This is a genomic window from Neobacillus sp. B4I6, from assembly GCF_050434045.1.
Classification (GTDB): domain Bacteria; phylum Bacillota; class Bacilli; order Bacillales; family Cytobacillaceae; genus Neobacillus.
The window spans coordinates 3,894,146-3,915,100 of record NZ_JBNPWB010000002.1; the positions used below are offsets into that span (position 1 = coordinate 3,894,146).

Annotated in this window: 22 protein-coding genes; 4 read left to right on the top strand and 18 right to left on the bottom strand. The window is 37.7% G+C overall.

Annotation, left to right across the window (positions count from 1 at the left end; translation table 11 throughout):
* Window positions 1-3 precede the first annotated feature (3 nt).
* The 7 genes from QF028_RS21445 to QF028_RS21475 all read right to left on the bottom strand — a co-directional run bounded on the left by QF028_RS21445 (window position 4) and on the right by QF028_RS21475 (window position 7,439).
* Window positions 4-522, bottom strand: a complete 519-nt coding sequence (locus QF028_RS21445; protein ID WP_410889318.1) for a shikimate kinase — start codon at window positions 520-522, stop codon at window positions 4-6.
* 139 nt (window positions 523-661) lie between these two features.
* On the bottom strand, window positions 662-1,561 hold the full coding sequence (locus tag QF028_RS21450; protein WP_308162605.1) for an ABC transporter permease: 900 nt from the start codon (window positions 1,559-1,561) through the stop codon (window positions 662-664).
* A 17-nt stretch (window positions 1,562-1,578) separates the two neighbouring features.
* A complete protein-coding gene (locus tag QF028_RS21455; RefSeq protein WP_429468566.1) occupies window positions 1,579-2,586 on the bottom strand; it encodes an ABC transporter permease in 1,008 nt (335 codons plus the stop codon).
* Between the two features lie 154 nt (window positions 2,587-2,740).
* A complete protein-coding gene (locus tag QF028_RS21460) occupies window positions 2,741-4,357 on the bottom strand; it encodes an ABC transporter substrate-binding protein (protein WP_410889315.1) in 1,617 nt (538 codons plus the stop codon).
* 50 nt (window positions 4,358-4,407) lie between these two features.
* Window positions 4,408-5,376: an ABC transporter ATP-binding protein gene (locus QF028_RS21465; RefSeq protein WP_429468569.1), complete on the bottom strand. Its 969-nt coding sequence runs from the start codon at window positions 5,374-5,376 to the stop codon at window positions 4,408-4,410.
* The gene (locus tag QF028_RS21470) at window positions 5,357-6,370 is read right to left on the bottom strand and encodes an ABC transporter ATP-binding protein (protein WP_215006145.1); all 1,014 of its coding nucleotides are present in this window, start codon (window positions 6,368-6,370) and stop codon (window positions 5,357-5,359) included. The genes QF028_RS21465 and QF028_RS21470 overlap by 20 nt, the downstream gene beginning before the upstream one ends.
* A 304-nt stretch (window positions 6,371-6,674) precedes the next feature.
* Window positions 6,675-7,439: a MerR family transcriptional regulator gene (locus QF028_RS21475; RefSeq protein WP_215006142.1), complete on the bottom strand. Its 765-nt coding sequence runs from the start codon at window positions 7,437-7,439 to the stop codon at window positions 6,675-6,677.
* 334 nt (window positions 7,440-7,773) lie between these two features.
* On the opposite strand from QF028_RS21475, the gene QF028_RS21480 reads away from it, so the two are divergent.
* Both QF028_RS21480 and QF028_RS21485 read left to right on the top strand, forming a co-directional pair.
* The gene (locus QF028_RS21480; RefSeq protein WP_429468572.1) at window positions 7,774-9,258 is read left to right on the top strand and encodes a peptide MFS transporter; all 1,485 of its coding nucleotides are present in this window, start codon (window positions 7,774-7,776) and stop codon (window positions 9,256-9,258) included.
* Window positions 9,259-9,355: 97 nt separating this feature from the next.
* Window positions 9,356-10,432 (top strand): UvrB/UvrC motif-containing protein, encoded by a 1,077-nt coding sequence (locus QF028_RS21485; RefSeq protein WP_429468574.1) that lies wholly within the window; start codon window positions 9,356-9,358, stop codon window positions 10,430-10,432.
* Here the strand turns inward: QF028_RS21485 and QF028_RS21490 are convergent.
* The 3 genes from QF028_RS21490 to QF028_RS21500 form a co-directional block, all read right to left on the bottom strand.
* The gene (locus tag QF028_RS21490; RefSeq protein ID WP_168242271.1) at window positions 10,421-11,029 is read right to left on the bottom strand and encodes a methyltransferase; all 609 of its coding nucleotides are present in this window, start codon (window positions 11,027-11,029) and stop codon (window positions 10,421-10,423) included. The genes QF028_RS21485 and QF028_RS21490 overlap by 12 nt on opposite strands.
* A 60-nt stretch (window positions 11,030-11,089) precedes the next feature.
* Window positions 11,090-11,473 (bottom strand): VWA-like domain-containing protein, encoded by a 384-nt coding sequence (locus tag QF028_RS21495; RefSeq protein WP_429472443.1) that lies wholly within the window; start codon window positions 11,471-11,473, stop codon window positions 11,090-11,092.
* Between the two features lie 191 nt (window positions 11,474-11,664).
* Window positions 11,665-11,892, bottom strand: a complete 228-nt coding sequence (locus QF028_RS21500; RefSeq protein WP_215006130.1) for a hypothetical protein — start codon at window positions 11,890-11,892, stop codon at window positions 11,665-11,667.
* Window positions 11,893-12,054: 162 nt separating this feature from the next.
* On the opposite strand from QF028_RS21500, the gene QF028_RS21505 reads away from it, so the two are divergent.
* Both QF028_RS21505 and QF028_RS21510 read left to right on the top strand, forming a co-directional pair.
* Complete coding sequence (locus QF028_RS21505; protein WP_429468577.1) at window positions 12,055-12,534, top strand: glutathione peroxidase; 480 nt, start codon at window positions 12,055-12,057, stop codon at window positions 12,532-12,534.
* A gap of 36 nt (window positions 12,535-12,570) precedes the next feature.
* Complete coding sequence (locus QF028_RS21510; RefSeq protein WP_429472445.1) at window positions 12,571-12,996, top strand: MarR family winged helix-turn-helix transcriptional regulator; 426 nt, start codon at window positions 12,571-12,573, stop codon at window positions 12,994-12,996.
* A gap of 181 nt (window positions 12,997-13,177) precedes the next feature.
* On the opposite strand, the gene QF028_RS21515 is transcribed toward QF028_RS21510, so the two are convergent.
* From QF028_RS21515 to QF028_RS21550, 8 genes are all read right to left on the bottom strand, one after another.
* Window positions 13,178-14,584 carry a GntP family permease gene (locus QF028_RS21515; RefSeq protein WP_215006123.1) on the bottom strand — a complete coding sequence of 469 codons (1,407 nt, stop codon included), beginning with the start codon at window positions 14,582-14,584 and terminating at the stop codon, window positions 13,178-13,180.
* Between the two features lie 229 nt (window positions 14,585-14,813).
* On the bottom strand, window positions 14,814-15,842 hold the full coding sequence (gene dmpG / locus QF028_RS21520; RefSeq protein ID WP_215006120.1) for a 4-hydroxy-2-oxovalerate aldolase: 1,029 nt from the start codon (window positions 15,840-15,842) through the stop codon (window positions 14,814-14,816).
* 23 nt (window positions 15,843-15,865) lie between these two features.
* Entirely contained in the window at window positions 15,866-16,753 is an 888-nt protein-coding gene (locus QF028_RS21525) for an acetaldehyde dehydrogenase (acetylating) (RefSeq protein WP_429468581.1), read from the bottom strand.
* Between the two features lie 52 nt (window positions 16,754-16,805).
* On the bottom strand, window positions 16,806-17,579 hold the full coding sequence (locus QF028_RS21530; RefSeq protein WP_215012171.1) for an IclR family transcriptional regulator: 774 nt from the start codon (window positions 17,577-17,579) through the stop codon (window positions 16,806-16,808).
* A 173-nt stretch (window positions 17,580-17,752) separates the two neighbouring features.
* Window positions 17,753-18,022, bottom strand: coding sequence for an iron-sulfur cluster biosynthesis family protein (locus QF028_RS21535; RefSeq protein WP_429468583.1), 270 nt, complete (start codon window positions 18,020-18,022; stop codon window positions 17,753-17,755).
* Between the two features lie 51 nt (window positions 18,023-18,073).
* Complete coding sequence (locus tag QF028_RS21540; RefSeq protein ID WP_429472447.1) at window positions 18,074-19,543, bottom strand: protein adenylyltransferase SelO; 1,470 nt, start codon at window positions 19,541-19,543, stop codon at window positions 18,074-18,076.
* Window positions 19,544-19,604: 61 nt separating this feature from the next.
* Window positions 19,605-20,102 carry a DUF1456 family protein gene (locus QF028_RS21545; protein WP_429468586.1) on the bottom strand — a complete coding sequence of 166 codons (498 nt, stop codon included), beginning with the start codon at window positions 20,100-20,102 and terminating at the stop codon, window positions 19,605-19,607.
* A 34-nt stretch (window positions 20,103-20,136) separates the two neighbouring features.
* Complete coding sequence (locus QF028_RS21550; RefSeq protein ID WP_429468589.1) at window positions 20,137-20,844, bottom strand: M48 family metallopeptidase; 708 nt, start codon at window positions 20,842-20,844, stop codon at window positions 20,137-20,139.
* Window positions 20,845-20,955 lie beyond the last annotated feature (111 nt).

A 20,955-nucleotide genomic window follows, 5' to 3' on the forward strand; every position in this document is an offset into this window, starting at 1 on the left:
TCCCTAGATTGAATTTAATTCGTCAATAATTTGGTTAGCAATTTCTTTTGCATCCTTGCTATCAGTTGAAATCTTCAAATGATGGTTAACATAAATATCTTGTCTTTTGTAAAAAAGATCTTCCATTTCCTCAATTGACTTTCCTTTTAAAACAGGTCGGCTGTCTATAATCAGACCTAATCTATCTTTCCAGCCCTCCAATGATAAATCTAGCAGAATAACAATACAAGATTCTAAACAGGTCTTTCTAATTTCTTCTTGTAGGAAGGCACCTCCGCCGACAGAAATAACCTTTTGCTGCTGGGACGCTAGACTTGCAATTAAACTTTTTTCTCTTTCTCTAAAAACTTTCTCACCAAATTCAGAAAAAATTTGGGACACTGGCATGTTGTATTCTTTTTCAATTTGTTCATCAATATCAATAAAATCACGATTTAGTTTATTAGCAACCATCTTGCCGATAGTAGTTTTTCCAACACCCATAAACCCAATAAAAACAATACTCTTATTTCTATTCAACATTTACGCCAAACCCCCAATTGGTAAAACAAATTATTAAGCATAATTATAATGCTATTTTGAGATTTTAGACAATTATTAATTAATCAAGTTAATGGTGCCTGACACCAAAAGAAAGAGACCCACACAGGAGTCTCTACGTCTATTGTTTCATTTTCGGATCTAGGATGTCCCTTAGCCCGTCCCCCATTAAGTTAAATCCGAGCACGGTCAGCATTATAGCGACCCCAGGGAAGAATAACGTCCATGGTGCCTGAGTGATATAATTTTTTGAATCGGCAAGCATTTTTCCCCACTCTGGTGTCGGTGCTTGTGCACCCATTCCAAGGAAACCAAGAGCTGCTGCCTCAATAATTGCTGTGGCAATCGCTAATGTAGCTTGAACGATTACTGGTGATATACTATTAGGTAAAATATGACGGAGAAGAATACGTGAATCTTTCATTCCGACGGCACGGGCAGCCATAATATATTCTTCCTGTTTAACACTTAATACTTTGGAGCGAACCAATCGTCCAAAGTTCGGTATATTAATAACCGCGATCGCAATCAAAGCATTTTGCAGGGATGGCCCCAAAATAGAAACAACCGCAATCGCCAATAAAATACTTGGAAAAGCTAGCATAATATCAAAAATACGCGAGATAATCGCATCTACCCAGCGGCCGTAATATCCAGCTACAATTCCTAGTAATGTCCCTGCCACAACTGAGCCTAAAACTGAGAAAAAGCCAACCCACAATGATATTCTTGCACCATAAACAATACGAGAAAAAATATCTCGGCCAAAGTCGTCTGTCCCAAACCAATGCTCACTGGAAGGTGAGAGCATTCGATCTGCCAACACTTGATCTTTAAAGCTATATGGAGCAATAATAGGAGCGAATATAGCAATGATAATAAAAAAGACCACAATTCCTAAACCAACTACTGCTAATCGGTTTTTATAAAATGAAATCCATGCTTCCTTCCAGGGAGGTGTCAGCTTTTCTTCAACAATTACCGTTGCCATATTTGCCGGTTTTTTTGCTAATTCCGCCACTTTAAGATCCCCCTCCTCTACTTGGTATATTTTATTCGTGGATCAACAAAAACATATAATAGATCCACAATTAAATTAATGAGTACAAAAATTGCCGCAATAATTAATATCCCTGACTGGATAACCGGATAATCTCGATAGCCGATCGCATCATATAGATATCTCCCGATTCCTGGCCAGCCAAAGATTGTTTCCGTTAATATAGCTCCTCCAAGTAAAAGACCGGTTTGCAACCCGATGATAGTTAGAACAGGGATAACGGCATTTTTTAAGGAATGTTTATAAACGACCCAGAACATGCTCAGTCCCTTTGCTCTTGCGGTACGGACATAATCTGACTTCATCACTTCCAGCATGGTTGCGCGGGTCATTCGAGCAATAATCGCCATTGGAATCGTTGCGAGTGCAATGCTAGGTAACACCAAATGCTTTATGACCGTTATAAATTGATCAAATCTTCCTTGTAAGAGGGTATCTATTAAATAAAAATTAGTAATTGCTGCAACGGGATCTCTAACATTCTCTCTTCCTGTCGTTGGAAGCCAGCCTAATTCAATTGAAAATACCCATTGCTCCATTAAACCAAGCCAAAAAATCGGCAATGACACCCCAATCAGCGCAAGAACCATCGCAACATAATCAAACCATGATTTGGAGAACCAAGCACTGACAATTCCTGCATTTACCCCCACTATGATGGCAATTAACATTGCCACTACTGTTAGTTCGGCGGTTGCTGCTAAGTAGGACCATATTTCTTCGTTAATTGGACCCCTTGTCCTGAGTGAGACTCCTAAATCCCCATGAAGTAAAGCATTAATATAATCGGCGTATTGTATGTACCAAGGTCTATCCAACCCTAATTCCTTTGTTAACGTGGCAATTGATTCTGCAGTCGCTCTTTGCCCAAGAATTACCTGAGCGGGATTTCCTGGAATAGCATGGATGATGGCAAAAACCACGAGAGTCATCCCAATTAAAACAGGGATTAAAGAAAACACACGGCGGACTGTATAAGTAAACAAATTTTTCACCTCACTGAAAAGCGTAAGCGCCTGGTTAGATGCTTTAGCTAAACAATTTTTTTACAAAAAAACTGAATGTGTTTAGTTAACAAAAGGGGAGGCTAAGCTCCCTCCCCTTTCAGCCATTATTAATTCGGTCTGTTAAACTTGTCTGTTATTTAAATTCAACTTTTGTTAGTGCTTCTGATCCAGTTGGGTGCGGTAAGTAATTTGCGACATCTTTCCCTGCTGCTAACAACGGTGTAGAGTGTACAAGTGGCACCCAAGGGGCATCATCATGAATGATTACTTGTGCTTCCTCATAAAGTGCATTACGCTTTGCTTGATCAATTTCTGTTTGTGCCTTAATTAAGACGTCATGTAATTTGTCATTGCTGTACTGGGAATAGTTATTACTTCCAATACTGTCTTTATCAAGCAATGTGTATAAGAAGTTATCAGGGTCACCGTTGTCGCCTGTCCAGCCAAGCATGAACATATCAAATTCACCTTTTGCTGCTTTATCTAAGTAAGTAGCCCAGTCCACAGATTGGATTTTGGCTTTGACATTGATTTTGCTTAAGCTCTCTTGAATAACTTCAGCAACTTTTTGTGCTTCTGGCATATAAGGGCGAGCAACAGGCATTGCCCATAGGTCAATTTCAAATCCTTTTTCGTATCCAGCTTCTTTCAACAATTGCTTTGCTTTCTCTAAATCATATGGATACGGCTCAACTGCCTTATTATAGCCTTCGATGGAAGGAGGCATTGGATTGACCGCTGCAAGGGCTTTCCCACCATAAAACGCATCGATGATTGATTTTTTATCAACAGCATAGTTAATCGCTTGACGAACGAGTTTATTATCAAATGGTTTACGAGTGGTTGTTAAACCAATATAACCCACGTTCATTGATGGACGTTCAATGACTTGGAGATTGGCATTTGCTTTAACAGTCGCCTCATCTGAATTGTTTAGTCCATCCATCACATCAATCTCGCCATTTGCTAGAGCGTTCAAACGTGCAGTATTTTCAGGAATCACGCGGAAAATAACTTTGTTTAACTTGGGCAAGCCTTTTTGCCAGTAGTCAGGGTTCTTTTCAAGCGTAATTGTATCGTTTTCTTTCCACTCAACGAATTTAAATGGACCTGTTCCAACTGGATTTTGTCTAAACTTATCACCGTATTTTTTAACAGCCGCAGGGCTTGCAATTCCAAACGGAGACATGGCTAGGTTCTTAAGGAACGGTGCCTGTGGTCTAAATAATACAAATTGTACTGTATTTGCATCAACAGCTTTAACTTCTTTAATTATGTGTCCTTTTTCCCCTTTAAATCCACCAAACATGGTGTAATATGGGAAGCTGTCAGCATTACCATTCATCCAGCGATCGAAGTTAAAAACAACCGCGTCTGCATTAAAATCAGTACCGTCATGGAATTTAACTCCTTGACGAAGCTTGAATGTGTAAGTTAAGCCATCTGGTGTCACTTTCCACGATTCAGCAAGTCCTGGATTAATAGTAGTATCTTGATCACCATATTGAATCAATGTTTCATAAATGTTTTCTGTTACTTTGAATGCTTCACCTTCAGTTGTGGTGATTGGATCTAGAGATGTAGAATCTCCACCACGACCATAAACTAGTGTATCTTTTTTCGATCCACTTCCAGTGGCAGGATCTTTCTTGCCTCCTGCTACTTCATTGGTTTTGCTGTTACAGCCAACTAGAAACATACTGATGGCTAATAGAGAGATTAACAGCAGTTTAAAAGACCTCTTCTTCATAAGTTTTGTTGCCCCCTTATTTTTTTGTTTTTTATCATAAATGCAGCAAATCACTTGTTATATAAGTGACATGCGACAAAATGACCGTTTAGATTTTGTTCCGCAGGTCTAGTCTTTTTACAAATGTCCATCACCTGTGAGCATCGTGTATGGAAGGCACAACCTGAGGGAGGATTCGCAGGACTTGGAAGTTCTCCTTCTATTAAAATGGTCTCCCTCTTTATATCTGGATCCGGTATTGGCACAGCTGATAGGAGCGCTTTTGTATATGGATGCTTCGGATTTTCATATAGATCTTCACTTTCAGCTAACTCTATTAATCTTCCTAAATACATCACGCCAACACGATCACTAATATGGCGTACAACTCCTAAATCATGAGCAATAAATATGTAAGTAAGCTGAAATTCCCTTTGTATGTCCTTCATCAGGTTAAGAACCTGAGCCTGAATGGATACGTCCAGTGCTGAAACAGGCTCATCGGCGATAATTAGTTTTGGTTTGGTCATTAACGCTTTTGCAATTCCAATTCTTTGACGCTGACCGCCGCTAAATTGGTGCGGATACCTTTTAGCGTGGTAACTGCTTAAGCCAACTACCTCAAGCATATCTCTCACTTGCCTTTTACGTTCCTCTTTTGTCCCTATTCCATGAACAATGAGCGGCTCTTCAAGAATCTGTTCGATCGAATGTCTTGGATTAAGCGATGCATAAGGGTCTTGGAATACCATTTGGATATCTCGTCGAGTTTTTCTTAATTCAGATTTTGACATACTAGTAATCTCTTGATCTTCAAAAATAATCCTACCCTCACTTGCTTCAATCAAACGCATGAGCAGACGGCCCGTGGTCGATTTACCGCAACCGCTTTCACCAACGATGCCCAATGTTTCTCCTTTTCTAACGTAAAAGGATACATCATCAACCGCTTTGACTTCTCCTTGTTTGCTCCCAAAAAGGCCGCCTATAATCGGAAAGTACTTTTTTAATCCATTTACTTCAAGAAGTAACTCTGACATGGTTGTCACTCCCCTTCATCAATGTTTGTAGGAAACAGCGCACTTCATGTCCGTCTTTTTCCGTTTTATACAAAACTGGTGTTTCTTCCTGGCATTGACCAAATGCCTCTGAACATCTAGCCGCGAACCGGCAGCCCTTTTGGATTGATCCTGGTGTAGGGACAGTGCCGGGAATACTATAAAGTCGTTCCTTTTTCCCTCTTAAATCAGGGACGGATTTTAAAAGGCCCTTTGTATAAGGATGCTGAGGATTTTTGAGTATCGTTCTAACATCACCCTGCTCCACGATTTGCCCAGAATACATGACAATTACGCGTTCACAAATTTCTGCAACGACACCTAAATCATGGGTAATGAGAATGATCGATGTATTTGTCTTTTTATTTAAGTCCTTCATTAAGGCAAGGATTTGTGCTTGAATTGTTACGTCAAGTGCGGTTGTTGGCTCATCCGCGATCAGCACTCTAGGATTGCAGGCCATGGCCATCGCAATCATTACCCGTTGCCGCATACCGCCCGATAGTTGATGTGGATGCTCTTTAAGAATTCCTTCTGCTCTTGGAATACCAACAAGTTTTAATAATTCGATACTGCGTACATTTGCTTCTCGCTTTGAAAGGTCTGTATGCAGTCGGATGGCTTCCATTAACTGATTACCAATTGTAAACAACGGATTCAATGAGGTCATAGGCTCTTGGAATATCATTGAAATCTGATTGCCGCGGATTTTTCTCCACTCTTTTTCGGAGATATTTTTCAGGTCTTTTCCTTCAAAAATGATTTGACCATTCTCGATTTTTCCTGGTGGAGAAGGAATCAAACCCATGGTCGCTAAAGAAGTGACACTTTTACCACTCCCCGATTCACCTACAATCCCTAGAATTTCTCCATCCTTTAATTCGAAACTGATGCCATCAACTGCCGGCACTAGTTTTTTCCCTGATTGAAAAGACACCTTTAAGTCTTTTATTCGAAGAATAGGATCCTTTTCCACATTTACACCTACCTGTACATTGTTTTTTATGTATTCATTCTAATCAGAAATATAATAATATAATAAATTTTAAAATAATTATGACATATATTACTTTAGTGGTACTATCCATTTTTGTCAATTACGTGAAAAAAGTTCAAAATATCCCAGTAGCACATAGTCGCGGTAATGCACTAAGGCGCTTTTTGGTGTTATACACCAAATTTTTCCTTTAGATATTAAAATAATAAAAAATATAAAAGGTAATAAAAAAAACCTGTAAGACTATCGCTGTCTTACAGGGAATCTCATCTATTGTAAAAAGTTATTTTTTCATACCCGTATAAATGTGAATGGCATCCCTTAAAAATTCTGCGGTCCCTGGCTGTTGTTTATCATAATAGGCGGTAAATCTTTCATCATCCACATACATTTGTGCCAGACCTGCATGGGCTTCCTTACTATATTCATTCCAATAGTAGCATAACCATTGCTTATGGAGGTCAGCGGCTGTTTGTGCCTTTTCTCCGGCTGGATCCCCGGTTTTAAAAGCTTCAGCTAACGTTTGTGTCAATTTTTCAGCTAGTGCTGTTACCTCATCATGTTGTTCTTGTGTCATATTCTGAAGTTTGGCATTTGACTTTTTGACGGTTTCATCTCCATACTTTTCTCGAATTTCTTTCCCGTATTTTTTCTCATTTTCGTCAATCATTTTTTTCTTAAAACCCTCGAACTTTTCTTTATTTGACATTTTCATTCTCCCTTCTGTTACTGCGATCGTTTTATCTACATTCGCAATTAATAATTCTAACTGTTCCTTTTTCTCCAGAAGTTTTTCACGATGTTCTTTAAGTGCTGCAGCGCCATCAAAGTTTGGAGCTGTTACAATTTCTTTTATACTTTCTAAACTGATCCCTAATTCCCTGTAAAATAAGATTTGTTGAAGACGGTCCACCTCCGCTTGACCATAAATTCTGTATCCTGATGAATTAATTCTAGCTGGCTTAAGAATTCCAATTTCATCATAATACCTAAGTGTTCTAGTACTAACACCAGCTAGACCTCCAAGCTTCTGCACTGTATACTCCATTCGTTCACCCCCTTATAAACTAACGATACACCTTTACGCAACGTCAATGTCAATCACTATTATGCCTATTTTTAGGAAAAAAGGTGCCTGACACCACAGATGGACAAATGTCCATCTGTGGTGTCAGGCACCCAATTAAGGTCTATTAGAGTGAAAAGTCCCTCTTATCTGAAATCATTTACTATTTAAAAAAAACTTTCTTTTTTCCTTTTATTAAACTGAAATTCAGTATTATCAATGTTTATAACCTTTCAAAACTTATTTCATGAAAAAAAGTTTTTGACAATTCAAAACTACAAAAAGTATTATAGTATAATAAAAGGGAGGTTGTAACATGTCAAACATAAATAGACAGAAAATTGTGGATAGTGTACCTCAAACTGGATTTTTCGGACATCCTAAAGGCCTATCTACTCTTTTCTTTACTGAATTTTGGGAGCGCTTTTCTTACTATGGAATGAGAGCCATCCTCGTTTTCTATATGTATTATGAAGTTTCTAAAGGCGGATTGGGCATTGATAAAAATCTCGCACTTTCTATCATGTCCATCTATGGATCACTTGTTTATATGTCTGGAATAATTGGCGGCTGGCTTGCTGACCGGATCTTCGGTTCTTCAAAAGCCGTGTTTTACGGCGGAATCCTGATTATGTTTGGACATATAGCTCTTGCTATTCCTGGCAGTGTTTCTATGTTCTTTGTTTCCATGGTATTGATTGTCCTTGGTACTGGAATGCTTAAACCGAATGTTTCTTCCGCAGTAGGTGAATTGTACAGCGAAAAGGACGAACGTCGTGATGCAGGTTTTACTATTTACTATATGAGTATTAACTTGGGAGCATTCTTATCCCCGTTAATCGTTGGATCGGTTGGTAACTTCCACTTAGGGTTTGGAATTGCCGCTGTAGGTATGTTCTTAGGATTAATTGTGTTCAGTCTTACAAAGAAAAAAAATCTGGGTCTTGCAGGAACGATGATTGCCAATCCAATGTCACCTGCAGAAAAGAAAAAAGTCTTCACTTTTATTGGATTAGCTGTAATTATTCTTGCTGTTTTATGTGCAGTATTAATACCAAACGGACTTTTAACTTTTGCTAGCTTTATTAATATTGTTACTTTTCTTGGTATTTTAATTCCGACGATTTATTTCGTTGTGATGTACCGTAGTCCAAAAACAACAGCAGTAGAACGTTCAAGGATTATTGCTTATATCCCGTTATTTATTGCAGCGGTTATGTTCTGGGCAATTCAAGAGCAAGGTTCAACCATCCTTGCAAGTTATGCTGATACTCGTACACAATTACATTTTGCTGGAATTGAAATTAAGCCAGCGTGGTTTCAATCTTTAAACCCGTTATTTATTATTATATTTGCGCCTGTATTTGCTTGGTTGTGGGTTAAATTAGGAAAGCGTCAGCCATCAGTACCTCAAAAGTTCTCATTATCATTATTATTTGCTGGTTTGTCATTCCTAGTTATTCTAATACCTGCTTATTTTGGCGGTACGGATTCATTGGTGAGTCCAATGTGGCTTGTTCTTAGTTATTTAATTGTTGTATTTGGAGAATTATGCATGTCACCTGTTGGTTTGTCAGCCACTACTAAATTAGCGCCTGCAGCATTCTCAGCACAAACGATGAGCTTATGGTTCTTAGCAAGTGCTGCTGCACAAGCACTAAATGCACAAGTTGTTAAATTCTACACACCTGAAACTGAAATGACCTATTTTGGTGTGATTGGTGGAGCATCCATCGTACTAGGTATTATCCTATTAATGCTAGCCCCGAAAATTCAGGGCTACATGAAAGGTATTAGGTAATTATAAAAAAAGGTGCCTAGTCTTCTCATCCATTGATGGTAAAGGCTGGGCACCTTTTTTATTTGTGATAAAATATAGTGTGAATGGAGGTTTTCATATGGATCTTAAAGAAAAGGTAAAAAACCTTCCCTCTTCCCCTGGAGTGTATCTTATGAAGGACTCCAGAGCACAAATTATATATGTGGGAAAAGCAAAAAAACTTAAAAATCGTGTGCGGTCTTACTTCCAAAATTCAAAGGCCCATCCTAAAAAGATAATAAAGTTAAAAGCAAGCCTAAAGGATTTTGACTATATCCTTACTGACACAGAATTTGAAGCGTTTATGTTAGAATGTAAATTAATCAGTGAAATCAAGCCCATTTTTAATAGAATGATGAAAAATACTCAATCCTATATCTATATTAGGATTGAAATGGAAGCCGGCTATCATAGAATCAACACTTGTAGCAGTCCTGATAACCCTAAAAGTCTTTATTTTGGTCCATATACAAGCAAGCATACTGTCGAAAAGGCGCTCCAAGGTATCAAGGAATTCTATAAGATCTGCTGTAGCAGTTCTTCAAACAAGAACACTCCCTGCTTAAATTATTCCTTAGGTTTATGCCTTGGTATGTGTTTAGGAGGAGATGCACTTGATCGATATAATGAAAACATAACTAAGATTATCGGCTTACTGCATGGAACCGATATGAGCCTGCTTGAAGTTATGGAGCGAAAAATGACAGAGGCTTCTGAAGAATTTGATTTTGAAGTGGCCGCAAAGTATAGAGACACGTTGGATGCCCTCCACTCCCTTCTAAATAAAGAAAAAGTGATTGAATTTACGGAAAGTAATAAAAATCTCGCAGTCGTTGAATCCTTAAATTACAGTACTTTTAAACTATTCCTAATTAAGAAGAACAAAATACTCTACAGTGAAAAATATTCATGGTCTGAGATTGAGGCAACGAGGAAAACAATCACGTCCAATATATTAAGCATCTTTAAAACTACAGAAGTTAATTCAACAAAAAAAGTCAGCAGAGATGAAATTGATGCCGCACAGATTATCTATAGTTATTTGAAAGGAAGCAACAGCAGTTATATCGTCATTTCTGAACAATTGCTTGATACTAAAAACACAGCTGAATTAAACGATGAGATAAACAGATTAATGCAAAAGCTATACGATTAATTGATAAATTAAAAATCTCTCATTAGAATTATGTTCATAGAAGTAAGGCAAAGTGATTTCTTTTTTCAATTCAAAAGAGGTATCGTTTTCTAAATAATATATATAATCTTCTGATGGGTAATATAAAATCAATTCAATATTACGCTCGGATTTTTCCACCGATAGCAATATATTATTAATGGTTTTCATAAAAATTTGGATTGAAAACGGATTAAAAAAGTAAAATCGATTGTCATAAGGGTCTATTTGGTATTCTTCCGCCAAACCGCAATAAAAATCAATATTGCTATTTCTCGTGTCGGTTTTCTTTAAATAACTAGTTCGATTTTCAATTGCTTCCTGATAGAAATCCTCATTCATTTCAACGCCAACAACCATTGCATTAAATAGATAATGAATAAAAAAGTTTAATCGCCCTTTGCCACACCCAAAGTCAACTATTCGATCACGGCTAGTTAATTTATAGTTGTTAAATAATTCTTCGAGGGCGCTATATGGCGTTGGCTCATAACGATGGTAGTGAAAGGACTTATTAAATCCCTCTTGGTCCCCTCCCGTTTTTATCCCCATTAATTTATCATAATAATATTCTTTCATTGAAAACTCATAACTCCTATCTGAAAGAGTTCATCCCTCACTTTTTGTGAGGGATTCTTTTCAGGCTACTTTAATTGCTTTGCCAAAAGGAACCCTTGGCAAAATACCTCCAGGTACAAGCCAAATCATTTCATAACTAACATTTTCTATGTCTTCTGAAATAAAGCCGGTTACATCGGTAATATAAAATAGTGTATCGATATTTTCTTCTTTAGCCCACTCAAGCACCAAGGTATACGAAGATTTCCCATGTGTATAGTATTTAATTGTATCACTTTTGACAGGTGATGTACTTCTAATTTTAAAATCTGCTTGCACCAAAATGGTGTCTGGCTTTAATTGTTCAAACAGTTTTACTATGTTATTGATCAAAATGCTTGGGGCTTCATTCGTGGAAGTGTCTACAGCTAACGCAACCTTTTTATCTTGACGCTGTTGAATCATTGAAAGTATCGTTTTGTGCCATTTCAACACGACCAACTCCTTTGGAATGTATAAGTGAACCATATTATTTTGGTTTATAAAGAAAAGGTTTATGTTTGGATAATTGCGGTAATCAGAACAACAATAGAAACGTATGTAAGTAAAAAAGACATGCTCATCTTGGTCTATTCACAGATGAGCACCAAATTTTACTATTCCTTGATTTCATTGAGTTCATCAATCAGTTGTTTGGTTCGTTTTGCATTTCCTTCGGCAAAGTTTTCAAGGCGTTCCTTTAGTTCATCATCATCATGAATTCGCTCTGCAGTTATTAGATATGTCCGCATTAAATTTTCTTCCGTTTCGATTGAATCCTCAAGAACGTCTTTAAGTATTTCCTTTTCTTCTCCATTTTTACCATTAAACAAATTTATCCCCATTGGAAAACCCTCCTTTTCATCTTTATCTTTCTCTTTTCCATTCCAGATATCCAGCCTAGTTAACAAATTCAGACTTGCCACATTTAATTAAATCGTGTAAGATTAAATCGCAAACGATTTAATCTAAAAAATTCCATAGTAAAAACCAAGGGGGAGACTCAATTGACAACGATTTATGATTTTAGTGTAAAGATGACAAATGGTGAGGAAAAATCATTAATGGATTATGAAGGCAAGCCTTTACTTATTGTGAATACTGCAAGTAAATGTGGGTTAACACCTCAATTCAAAGGACTTCAAGAATTATATGAAAATTTTAATGAGAATGGTTTAGAGATTTTAGGTTTCCCTTGTGATCAATTCAATAATCAAGAATTTGCTAATATTGAAGAGACAACACAGTTCTGCCAATTAAACTACGGGGTAACCTTTCCAATATTCGCTAAAATTGATGTAAATGGCAATAATACTGATCCCCTATTTACTTATTTAAAGAACCAGAAACCAGGTGCTCTTACAAAAAATATAAAATGGAATTTCACAAAATTTCTAGTCGACTCAAAGGGTCAGGTGATCGAACGGTATGCCCCCACGACTGAACCAAGCAGAATTGAGAAGGATATAAAAAGATTATTTTCATAATTATTTTAAAGTAAGGTGATCATCTTGGAAGACTTCATGTTATTAAAAAACCAACTATGCTTTGCCATTTATGAAACAGCAAGTGAATTCAATAAGTTATATTCAAGTGCACTTCAACCTTATGGAATAACCTATCCTCAATACTTAGTTCTATTAACATTATGGGAAAAAGATGGTATAACGGTTAAGGAGATAGGAGAAAAATTAAGTTTAGGTACTGGAACATTGACTCCCATGCTGACAAGAATGGAAGCAAATGGTTGGCTTAGAAAAGAACGTTCAAAGGCAGATGAGAGAAAAGTCTATATCCATTTACAAAAGAAAGCACTGGAAGAAAAACAAGCCATTACAAAAACAGTTGGTGAAGAAATACAATCCTGTAATATTGAACTCGAGGAATATAAACAATTAATGGTGCGATTGAATCAATTGCATAGTAAGTTGAAAGAACGGGAACATTAGACTTACAACAATCATATCATGTGGGATTTTATGAAGAGATTACGAGTTTCTTTATTTGAGGTGACTTAACAATAACCCGATTGCTCTATTTGCAATCGGGTTATTGCTTTCATACATATTCTAAATGGCTAGTCCAACTACAAGAAGGATTACCAACCATCTGTATTCAATAATTGTAGTCTTAAACAAGACCTGTTACTAAATAAACGCCAATGATAAAGAAAGCAGCGATTGTTTTAATAATGGTAACAGCGAAAATGTCACGGTAGGACTGCTTATGTGTTAAGCCTGTGATCGCAAGCAACGTAATGACTGCTCCGTTATGTGGAAGTGTATCCATACCCCCTGAAGCCATGGAAATTACGCGGTGCATTACTTCAAGCGGGATACCGAATTGAGTTGCTAATTCAATATATTTATCTGCCATAATCCCAAGTGAAATGGCGATACCAGCCGATGCGGAACCAGAAATAGCAGATAGAACATTGGTTGTAACTGCTCCATTTAATAGAGGATTCGTAAATAATTTAGCAATTCCATCTCTCGCCATCGTAAAACCAGGAAGGTTAGAAATTACTGCTCCAAAACCATATTCAGTTGCAGAGTTCATGATGGCTAATAATGCACCAGCAATACCAAGATTCATGCCATCCTTGAAGTTCATAACAACGGGTTTACGATTGTATAAAATGGTTGTAAGAATACCGACAATAAGAGCAATTTCAACTGACCAAATACCTACAACCTGGGAAGTTTCAACATTTGGAAAATTTAAGCCAATCTTAGAAAAATCAAAGCCATTAGGATACCATTTTGGAATCCAAGTGGTTAACACTTTATTTAAAACACCGACAAGGACTACTGGAACAAATGCCAAGATTTTACGGGCTATACTTTCATTTTGGTCTAAATCAATATCGATCTGTTTTTCTTTGATTGTGCCGAAACTATAATAGCCTTCACCCGCTTTTTCTGCCTTTTTACGACGTGAATTTAAATAGAGCATCCCAAGTATGAAGATAAAAATTGCCCCAATTATTCCAAGAGTAGGCGCGGCATAAAGATCTGTTTTGAAAAATGTAGTTGGGATAACGTTTTGCACCTGAGGTGAACCAGGAAGTGCGTCCATCGTAAAGGTAAATGAACCAAGTGCAATCGTCCCTGGAATCAATCGTTTCGGAATATCTGACTGTCTGAATAAATGTGCTGCAAATGGATAAACAGCAAAAGCAACAACGACTAAACTTATTCCACTGTATGTTAGAATCGCACACAATAAAACGATAACTAACATTGCACGTTTACGTCCTACTAACTGAATAAGCGTAGATGCAATTGAACGTGCTAATCCTGACATTTCTACCACTTTACCGAAAATAGCTCCTAATAGGAAAATTGGAAAGTAAAGTTTAATATATTCAACCATTTTCCCCATAAATACATTGGAGAAAAACGGAAGAACCCAATCAGGGTCCGTTAAAAAGACGGCGAATAATGCACATAACGGTGCAAACATGATAACTGAAAATCCTCGGTATGCAATAAACATTAACATTCCGAGTGCTAATAATATTATAACTAATTCCATAAAATTTCTCCTCTAATCCTATGATGTAAATTCCAGCTAAGATGAAATTTAGACGGTTATCTATCTCTTCTTAAAGGTAAAAACGGTTACATAAGCATTTAAATAGAAAATAAATTAAATCATTCCGATTTAGGCTAGTCGATGGAGGTGGGAACAGTTTAGTCCCCTCTTCCATCAACTCTATTATTTTTTAATATTCTATAAATCTATTTGTAATGGGTTATAACTATTAGGCCAAGACTATCTTTGACTTGTTTTTAGCAATCTCTGCAGCCACTTCAACAATCATATCCTCTTGACCGCCAACTACTTTACGATTTCCTAGTTCAATTAAAATATCACGTGAATCCACACCAAATTTTGCAGCTGCACGTTTTGCATGAAGAGCAAAGCTAGAATATACACCAGCATACCCGAGCGTTAGGCTGTCTTTCGTGATTTCTTGTGGTACTTGTAAAAGTGGTGCCACAATGTCCTCAGCTAAGTCCATCATTTTATATAAATCTACCCCTGTTTTAATACCCATCCGTTCGCAAACTGCTACAAGTACTTCTGTTTGTGTATTACCGGCACCAGCACCAAGGCAACGAACACTGCCATCAATACGAGTGGCACCTTCTTCGATTGCAGCAAGTGTATTGGCCATCGCTAAAGATAAATTGTTATGACCATGGAAACCAACATTAACGCCAATGGATTGTTTAAGAGCACGAATACGTTCGCGAACTTGGTCTGGAAGTAAGTAACCTGCAGAGTCAACAACGTATACTGAATCTGCTCCATAGCTTTCCATTAATTTAGCCTGTTCTACTAATTTAGCAACAGGTGCCATATGGTTCATCATTAAAAATCCAACTGTTTCCATCCCTAATTCTTTTGCGTAGGCAATGTGTTGTGGCGCCACGTCTGCTTCTGTTACATGTGTTGCAATACGAGCCATTTTTGCTCCTAAATTAGCTGCTTCTTTTAATTCATGTAAAGTACCGATTCCTGGTAAAAGTAACACAGCAATTTTGGATTTGTCGGCAACAGAAACGGCTGCTTCGATTAATTCCATTTCATTTGTACGGGAAAGTCCATATTGTAAAGAAGATCCTGCTAAACCGTCTCCATGTGATACTTCGATATAAGGAACATTTGCGTCATTTAATGCCTTTGCAACCTTAAGTACTTGTTCAACTGTAAATTGATGATTGATCGCATGGCTTCCATCGCGTAGTGCTACCTCTGTGATAAGAATATCTCTTTCATTTGTCATTATTTTTTACCCCTTTCTACAGTTCAAACTGTTTCTTTCGTTAATAATTTTTTAGCAAACGCTTCGGCAATTTTAACACCGGCAGATGTCATGATATCTAAGTTTCCTGCGTATTTAGGAAGGTAATCACCAGCACCTTCTACTTCAAGGAAGATGGTTACTTTATTTCCTTCAAAAATTGGTTCTGTGCGGAGTCGATAGCCTGGAACATAGGATTGAACAACCTTAGTCATTTCCTCAATCGATTTCCTGATCGCTTGTTCATCCATTTTTCCATCCTCAACAAGTGTATAAACGGTATCACGCATCATAATTGGCGGTTCAGCAGGGTTTAGGATCATTATCGCTTTTCCTTTTTTAGCACCACCAACCTCAGCAATTGCACGTGAAGTTGTCTCCGTAAATTCATCGATATTTGCACGTGTTCCAGGGCCAGCACTTAAGCTCGCAATCGTTGCAACGATTTCTGCATATTCTACTGGAGCTACTCGGTTAACTGCATGAACCATTGGAATGGTTGCTTGACCACCACAAGTAATTAAATTGATATTATCTTTATCTAAATGTTCATCAATATTTACAGCAGCACATACATATGGACCTACAGCTGCAGGGGTCATGTCAATTACTTTTATTCCTGCTTCTTTTAACACTTTTGCATTATAAAGATGAGCTTTGGCTGAAGTTGCATCAAAAACGATGTCTGCTTCTAGTGTTGGGTCTGCAAGAAAACCATCGATTCCCGTATCAACCCCAGCATAACCTAATTCTCTTGCACGGCGTAATCCGTCTGATTGCGGGTCAATCCCAATCACAGCTGTTAGCTCTAAATATTCAGAGCGTCCAAGTTTGATCATTAAATCTGTACCAATGTTCCCTGAGCCAAGAACGGCAACTTTTACTTTTGACAAAATAATTCTCCTCCTAAAAATTAATGTGTTTATTTCTCTCTTTGTCTTTCTATCAGGTATTTTTACCTTTATAGCCTAAACAACTTGAAATCTCTGCTGCAGCACTTTTAATTCCTGCTATCACCTTAGGCAGCCGATTTTCATCAAGCCTCATTTTAGGTGCAGCACAACTTATTGAAGCGATTACATTTCCTTGATGATTAAATATCGGCGCAGCTATACATTTAAGCCCTAACTCAATTTCCTCATCATCGACCGCATAGCCTTGCTCACGGATGGAATGTAAATGGTCTTTTATTTCCTCAATATTTGTCATCGTGTGCTTTGTAAATGATTCCAAATTGATAGATGATAATATTCTGTTAACATCGTTTTCATTAAGGTTGGCAAGTATTGCCTTTCCCACACCCGTACTATGAAAAGGAGCTCTTTTTCCAATATGCGAATAAATAGTAAGGGCACTTTGACCTTCTACTTTTTCAATGTAAATAACTTCATCTCGCTGTAACGAAACTAAGTGAACAGTTTCATTTAGTTCATCCACTAAATCTCTAATAATGGGCCTTGCAATTTTCCCAATATCGAAATGTTTTCCGACAAAATTCCCAAGTTCAAAAAGCTTGATCCCAGGCTTATATTTCAAATCCTCAGGATTTTGTTGAAGAAACCCTCTATGTTCCAAGGTCTTGATAATACCGTGAACAGTACTTTTTGATAAATTTAAATTCTCACTAATCTCTTTGATACTTAGTTCTGGTTTAGTAACCAAAAATAATTCTAGGATATCAGCGGCTCTTTCAACAGACTGAATTAAACGTTCTGACACAACCATCCTCCTTATATTCGACATTATCGAACGACGTTCGCGTTTCTTAAGGACAATCTAATAGTAACTCTCGTTCATTATTCTGTCAATATTTTTAATAATTTAGCTGTTTTTTTAATTTACGTTGAAAATATAAAAAAAGGAGCCTGATTTCATAGAAATCAGACTCCTTTTTAAATAATCTCAAATTGCATAAAACCTGTTGTATCTGGGATAAAATCTAACGTTTTATTATTGAAATAGTGGCACTCACCATTGTCAATGATGAAATGCAACTCATCATTAGTGATTTCTGCATCATTTGGCTGAATCGTTTCTTCCAGGGTCAATTTCACTTTCATAAAACAACTTTTACGCATTTGCAGCCGGATAAATTGTTTTGAATCAGCTAGTTTCAACCTATTTTGTAGTTCTGTTTTGGCATTTTCAGTTAATAGAAACACGCGATCATCCTCACACCTTAATTTCCTAAAAAGAGATTTAATTAATGATTATCATGTACCACAAAAGGTTTGGTAAGGCTGGGTTGATTGCTCAGGAAGCGTGCAGTATTCCGCCTGTTCTGGGGAGTGCGCATATGGGCTTGAAAGTACATCAAGCAATCGCTCCATTACGATGTAGTCTTCTTGATTCACGGCAGCGTCTAGTGCGGCCTCCACCCGGTGGTTACGAGGGATTACCGCAGGATTGCTATTACGCATCAACTGGTGTGAGGAGTCTTTCGATTCCTGCTGTCTATTTAGACGTGCTTGCCATTGCTCATACCACTGCTTAAATTCTGAAGTCTCCACTAAGTCTGTATCCTCTGGCTTATCAAAAGTTAATGCTCGGAAAGTATTGGTATAGTCCACCTTATACTTCTGCATCATAGTTAAAAGATTATCAACAAGAGATTCATCCTGTTCTTCTTCGTTAAATATGCCGAGTTTGGCTCTCATTCCAGCCAGCCAATTACCCTGGAACAACTCCATAAAATGTGAAATCTCATCCTGAGCCAGTTGGACAGCCTGTTCTTGATTGTCATGTAAGACCGGCAAAAGAGTTTCGGCCAATCGAGCGAGATTCCAACCGGCAATATACGGCTGATTGCCATAAGCATAACGTCCTTGCCTATCAATAGAACTAAATACTGTTGCAGGATCATAAGTATCCATAAAAGCACACGGACCATAATCAATCGTTTCTCCGCTAATGGTCATGTTATCGGTGTTCATGACCCCGTGGATAAAGCCAACCAACTGCCATTTTGCTACTAGCGCTGCCTGACGTTTGATCACTTCCTGTAGAAGCGATAGATATCGTCTCTCATCAGTGTCAACGTGTGGATAATGGCGTTTTAGTGTATAGTCTGCTAGTGCCTGGAGCTCCTCAACTGTGCCCCATTTTGCAACGTATTGAAAGGTACCAACGCGCAGATGGCTGGATGCCACACGAGTCAGAATTGCTCCTGGCAGGGCGGTTTCGCGGAATACTGCCTCCCCGGTTGTCACAACGGCTAGACTTCGGGTGGTTGGTATCCCAAGCGCATCCATTGCTTCGCTGATGATGTATTCACGCAGCATCGGTCCAAGCCCCGCTCGACCATCGCCTCCGCGGGAGTACGGTGTTCTACCTGGACCCTTAAGTTGAATATCATACCGTTCACCTTTCGGGGTGATTTGTTCACCAAGCAAGATGGCCCGTCCATCCCCTAATTTCGTGAAATGCCCAAATTGATGCCCTGCATACGCTTGGGCAAGCGGCATGGCCCCCTCAGGTATCCGGTTGCCAGCAAATACTGCTACGCCATTTTTGCTCTCGAGCTCTTGTAAATTCAAGCCAAGGGAGGTTGCCAGCCGGTTATTAAGAATAATCAACTTGGGTGAACGGACAGGCGTTGGGTCGGTCCTAGTAAAAAATAAGTCTGGCAGTCGGGCATAACTGTTATCTAAATTCCAGCCTAGTTCATTAATTTCTTTAGCCATCGAATCCCCTTTTCTTTTTAAAAAGTTTAGAGTAACCAATGTAGTGTTGCTCTGTTTGTTATTACTGTTCCCTATATTTTATAGCTAAACCTTTTAAGAAATTTCTAGCGTATTTATCCCCGCACTCTTTATAATTCTTATGCCCTTCTTTTCTTAATAAAGCGCCGAGTTCTCCTTTTGTTACTGTTATTCCTGCATTTTCGAATATTTCCAGCATATCCTCAGTAGTTAAGGCCAGCGCTATTTTTACTTTCTTCAACAGGAGATTATTAACGTTTGCGCTTTTCTTTATTGACTGTTCCGGTGTTTCCGACTGTCCTGGTTTGGTCTCTTGTTTCCCTCTTTTAAAAATAATAAGTCCATTTAAAAATGAATCAAACATACTGTTATTACATTTTATTTGATCGTCATATTCAGCCTCATCATCGGATTTTGTTAGAATCTTTATTACCTCAGGGACTGTTACTTCCACTCCGCCAAGTTTAAATATTTCTGCCATTTCTTTATTTTTTATTTCTAGTGCATATCTCATTCGAATTAATATATCATTATTATCCATCAGTAAGTCTCCCTTTAAAATTGATGTTCCACTTTTAGACTGTCATTTTCCAACTTGATAAAGCTAGCCAGTTCTCCATTTGCTCATATTCGGGGATTATTTTACCTACAAGGCGCCAAAAAGATCGGTCATGATTCAGATGAACCATATGGCACATTTCATGAACGACTACATAATCAATTACCTTCAATGGTGCCATCGCGAGCTTCCAATTGAAGGTTAATTGCTGCCTGGAATCACAGGTTCCCCAGTTCCTGTTATTATCTGAAATACGGATAGACCTTGGTTTTATTTTAAAGTTGCTTTGATAGGAACGAATACTCCTCTCTACTAAGGTTTTACACTGCTGATAATAAAACCGTTTTAAGGCTTGTTTTATTTTCTCATCCTCAAGTTGTTTCACATATATATATAACTTGTCCCCTTCAAACACTACATAGTCTTGCTTGATATTTATATCTAGAGAGACCTGGATAGGATATTCGTTTCCTAAATAAAGAAAGGTTTCACCATGATCATAGACCTTTACCTTTTGGCCAAGCGTTCTATCATTCATTTCTGTTGATTTTTGCTGGATCCAATCCCATTTTTCCTCTAATAATTGCAGGAGAAGTTCATCGGAGGTCCCTTTAGGAGCCTGGATTTCAACATTTCCATAAACATCTATATAAATGCCCATGGATGTACGATTTTTATAATTTATCTCAAAACTAAGGGTCTGACCTAAATATTTATGTATCATTTAATCACCTTCATTTATGACAATGGGTAAAATAACAGCAAAAAAAATTAGAGTAAGTATAAATAACCTACTCTAACATGATTTTGCCTATGTTTATTTGAAAAAGCAATT

Coding starts and splice junctions, on each gene's coding strand:
- QF028_RS21540 (WP_429472447.1), bottom strand. CDS start 19,543: ATGGCTAAAGAAATTAATGAACTAGGCTGGAATTTAGATAACAGTTAT.
- QF028_RS21445 (WP_410889318.1), bottom strand. CDS start 522: ATGTTGAATAGAAATAAGAGTATTGTTTTTATTGGGTTTATGGGTGTT.
- QF028_RS21510 (WP_429472445.1), top strand. CDS start 12,571: ATGTTATTAAAAAACCAACTATGCTTTGCCATTTATGAAACAGCAAGT.
- dmpG (WP_215006120.1), bottom strand. CDS start 15,842: ATGACAAATGAAAGAGATATTCTTATCACAGAGGTAGCACTACGCGAT.
- QF028_RS21465 (WP_429468569.1), bottom strand. CDS start 5,376: ATGTCAGAGTTACTTCTTGAAGTAAATGGATTAAAAAAGTACTTTCCG.
- QF028_RS21475 (WP_215006142.1), bottom strand. CDS start 7,439: ATGGAGTATACAGTGCAGAAGCTTGGAGGTCTAGCTGGTGTTAGTACT.
- QF028_RS21490 (WP_168242271.1), bottom strand. CDS start 11,029: ATGAAAGAATATTATTATGATAAATTAATGGGGATAAAAACGGGAGGG.
- QF028_RS21495 (WP_429472443.1), bottom strand. CDS start 11,473: ATGATTCAACAGCGTCAAGATAAAAAGGTTGCGTTAGCTGTAGACACT.
- QF028_RS21460 (WP_410889315.1), bottom strand. CDS start 4,357: ATGAAGAAGAGGTCTTTTAAACTGCTGTTAATCTCTCTATTAGCCATC.
- QF028_RS21500 (WP_215006130.1), bottom strand. CDS start 11,892: ATGGGGATAAATTTGTTTAATGGTAAAAATGGAGAAGAAAAGGAAATA.
- QF028_RS21485 (WP_429468574.1), top strand. CDS start 9,356: ATGGATCTTAAAGAAAAGGTAAAAAACCTTCCCTCTTCCCCTGGAGTG.
- QF028_RS21515 (WP_215006123.1), bottom strand. CDS start 14,584: ATGGAATTAGTTATAATATTATTAGCACTCGGAATGTTAATGTTTATT.
- QF028_RS21545 (WP_429468586.1), bottom strand. CDS start 20,102: ATGGATAATAATGATATATTAATTCGAATGAGATATGCACTAGAAATA.
- QF028_RS21480 (WP_429468572.1), top strand. CDS start 7,774: ATGTCAAACATAAATAGACAGAAAATTGTGGATAGTGTACCTCAAACT.
- QF028_RS21550 (WP_429468589.1), bottom strand. CDS start 20,844: ATGATACATAAATATTTAGGTCAGACCCTTAGTTTTGAGATAAATTAT.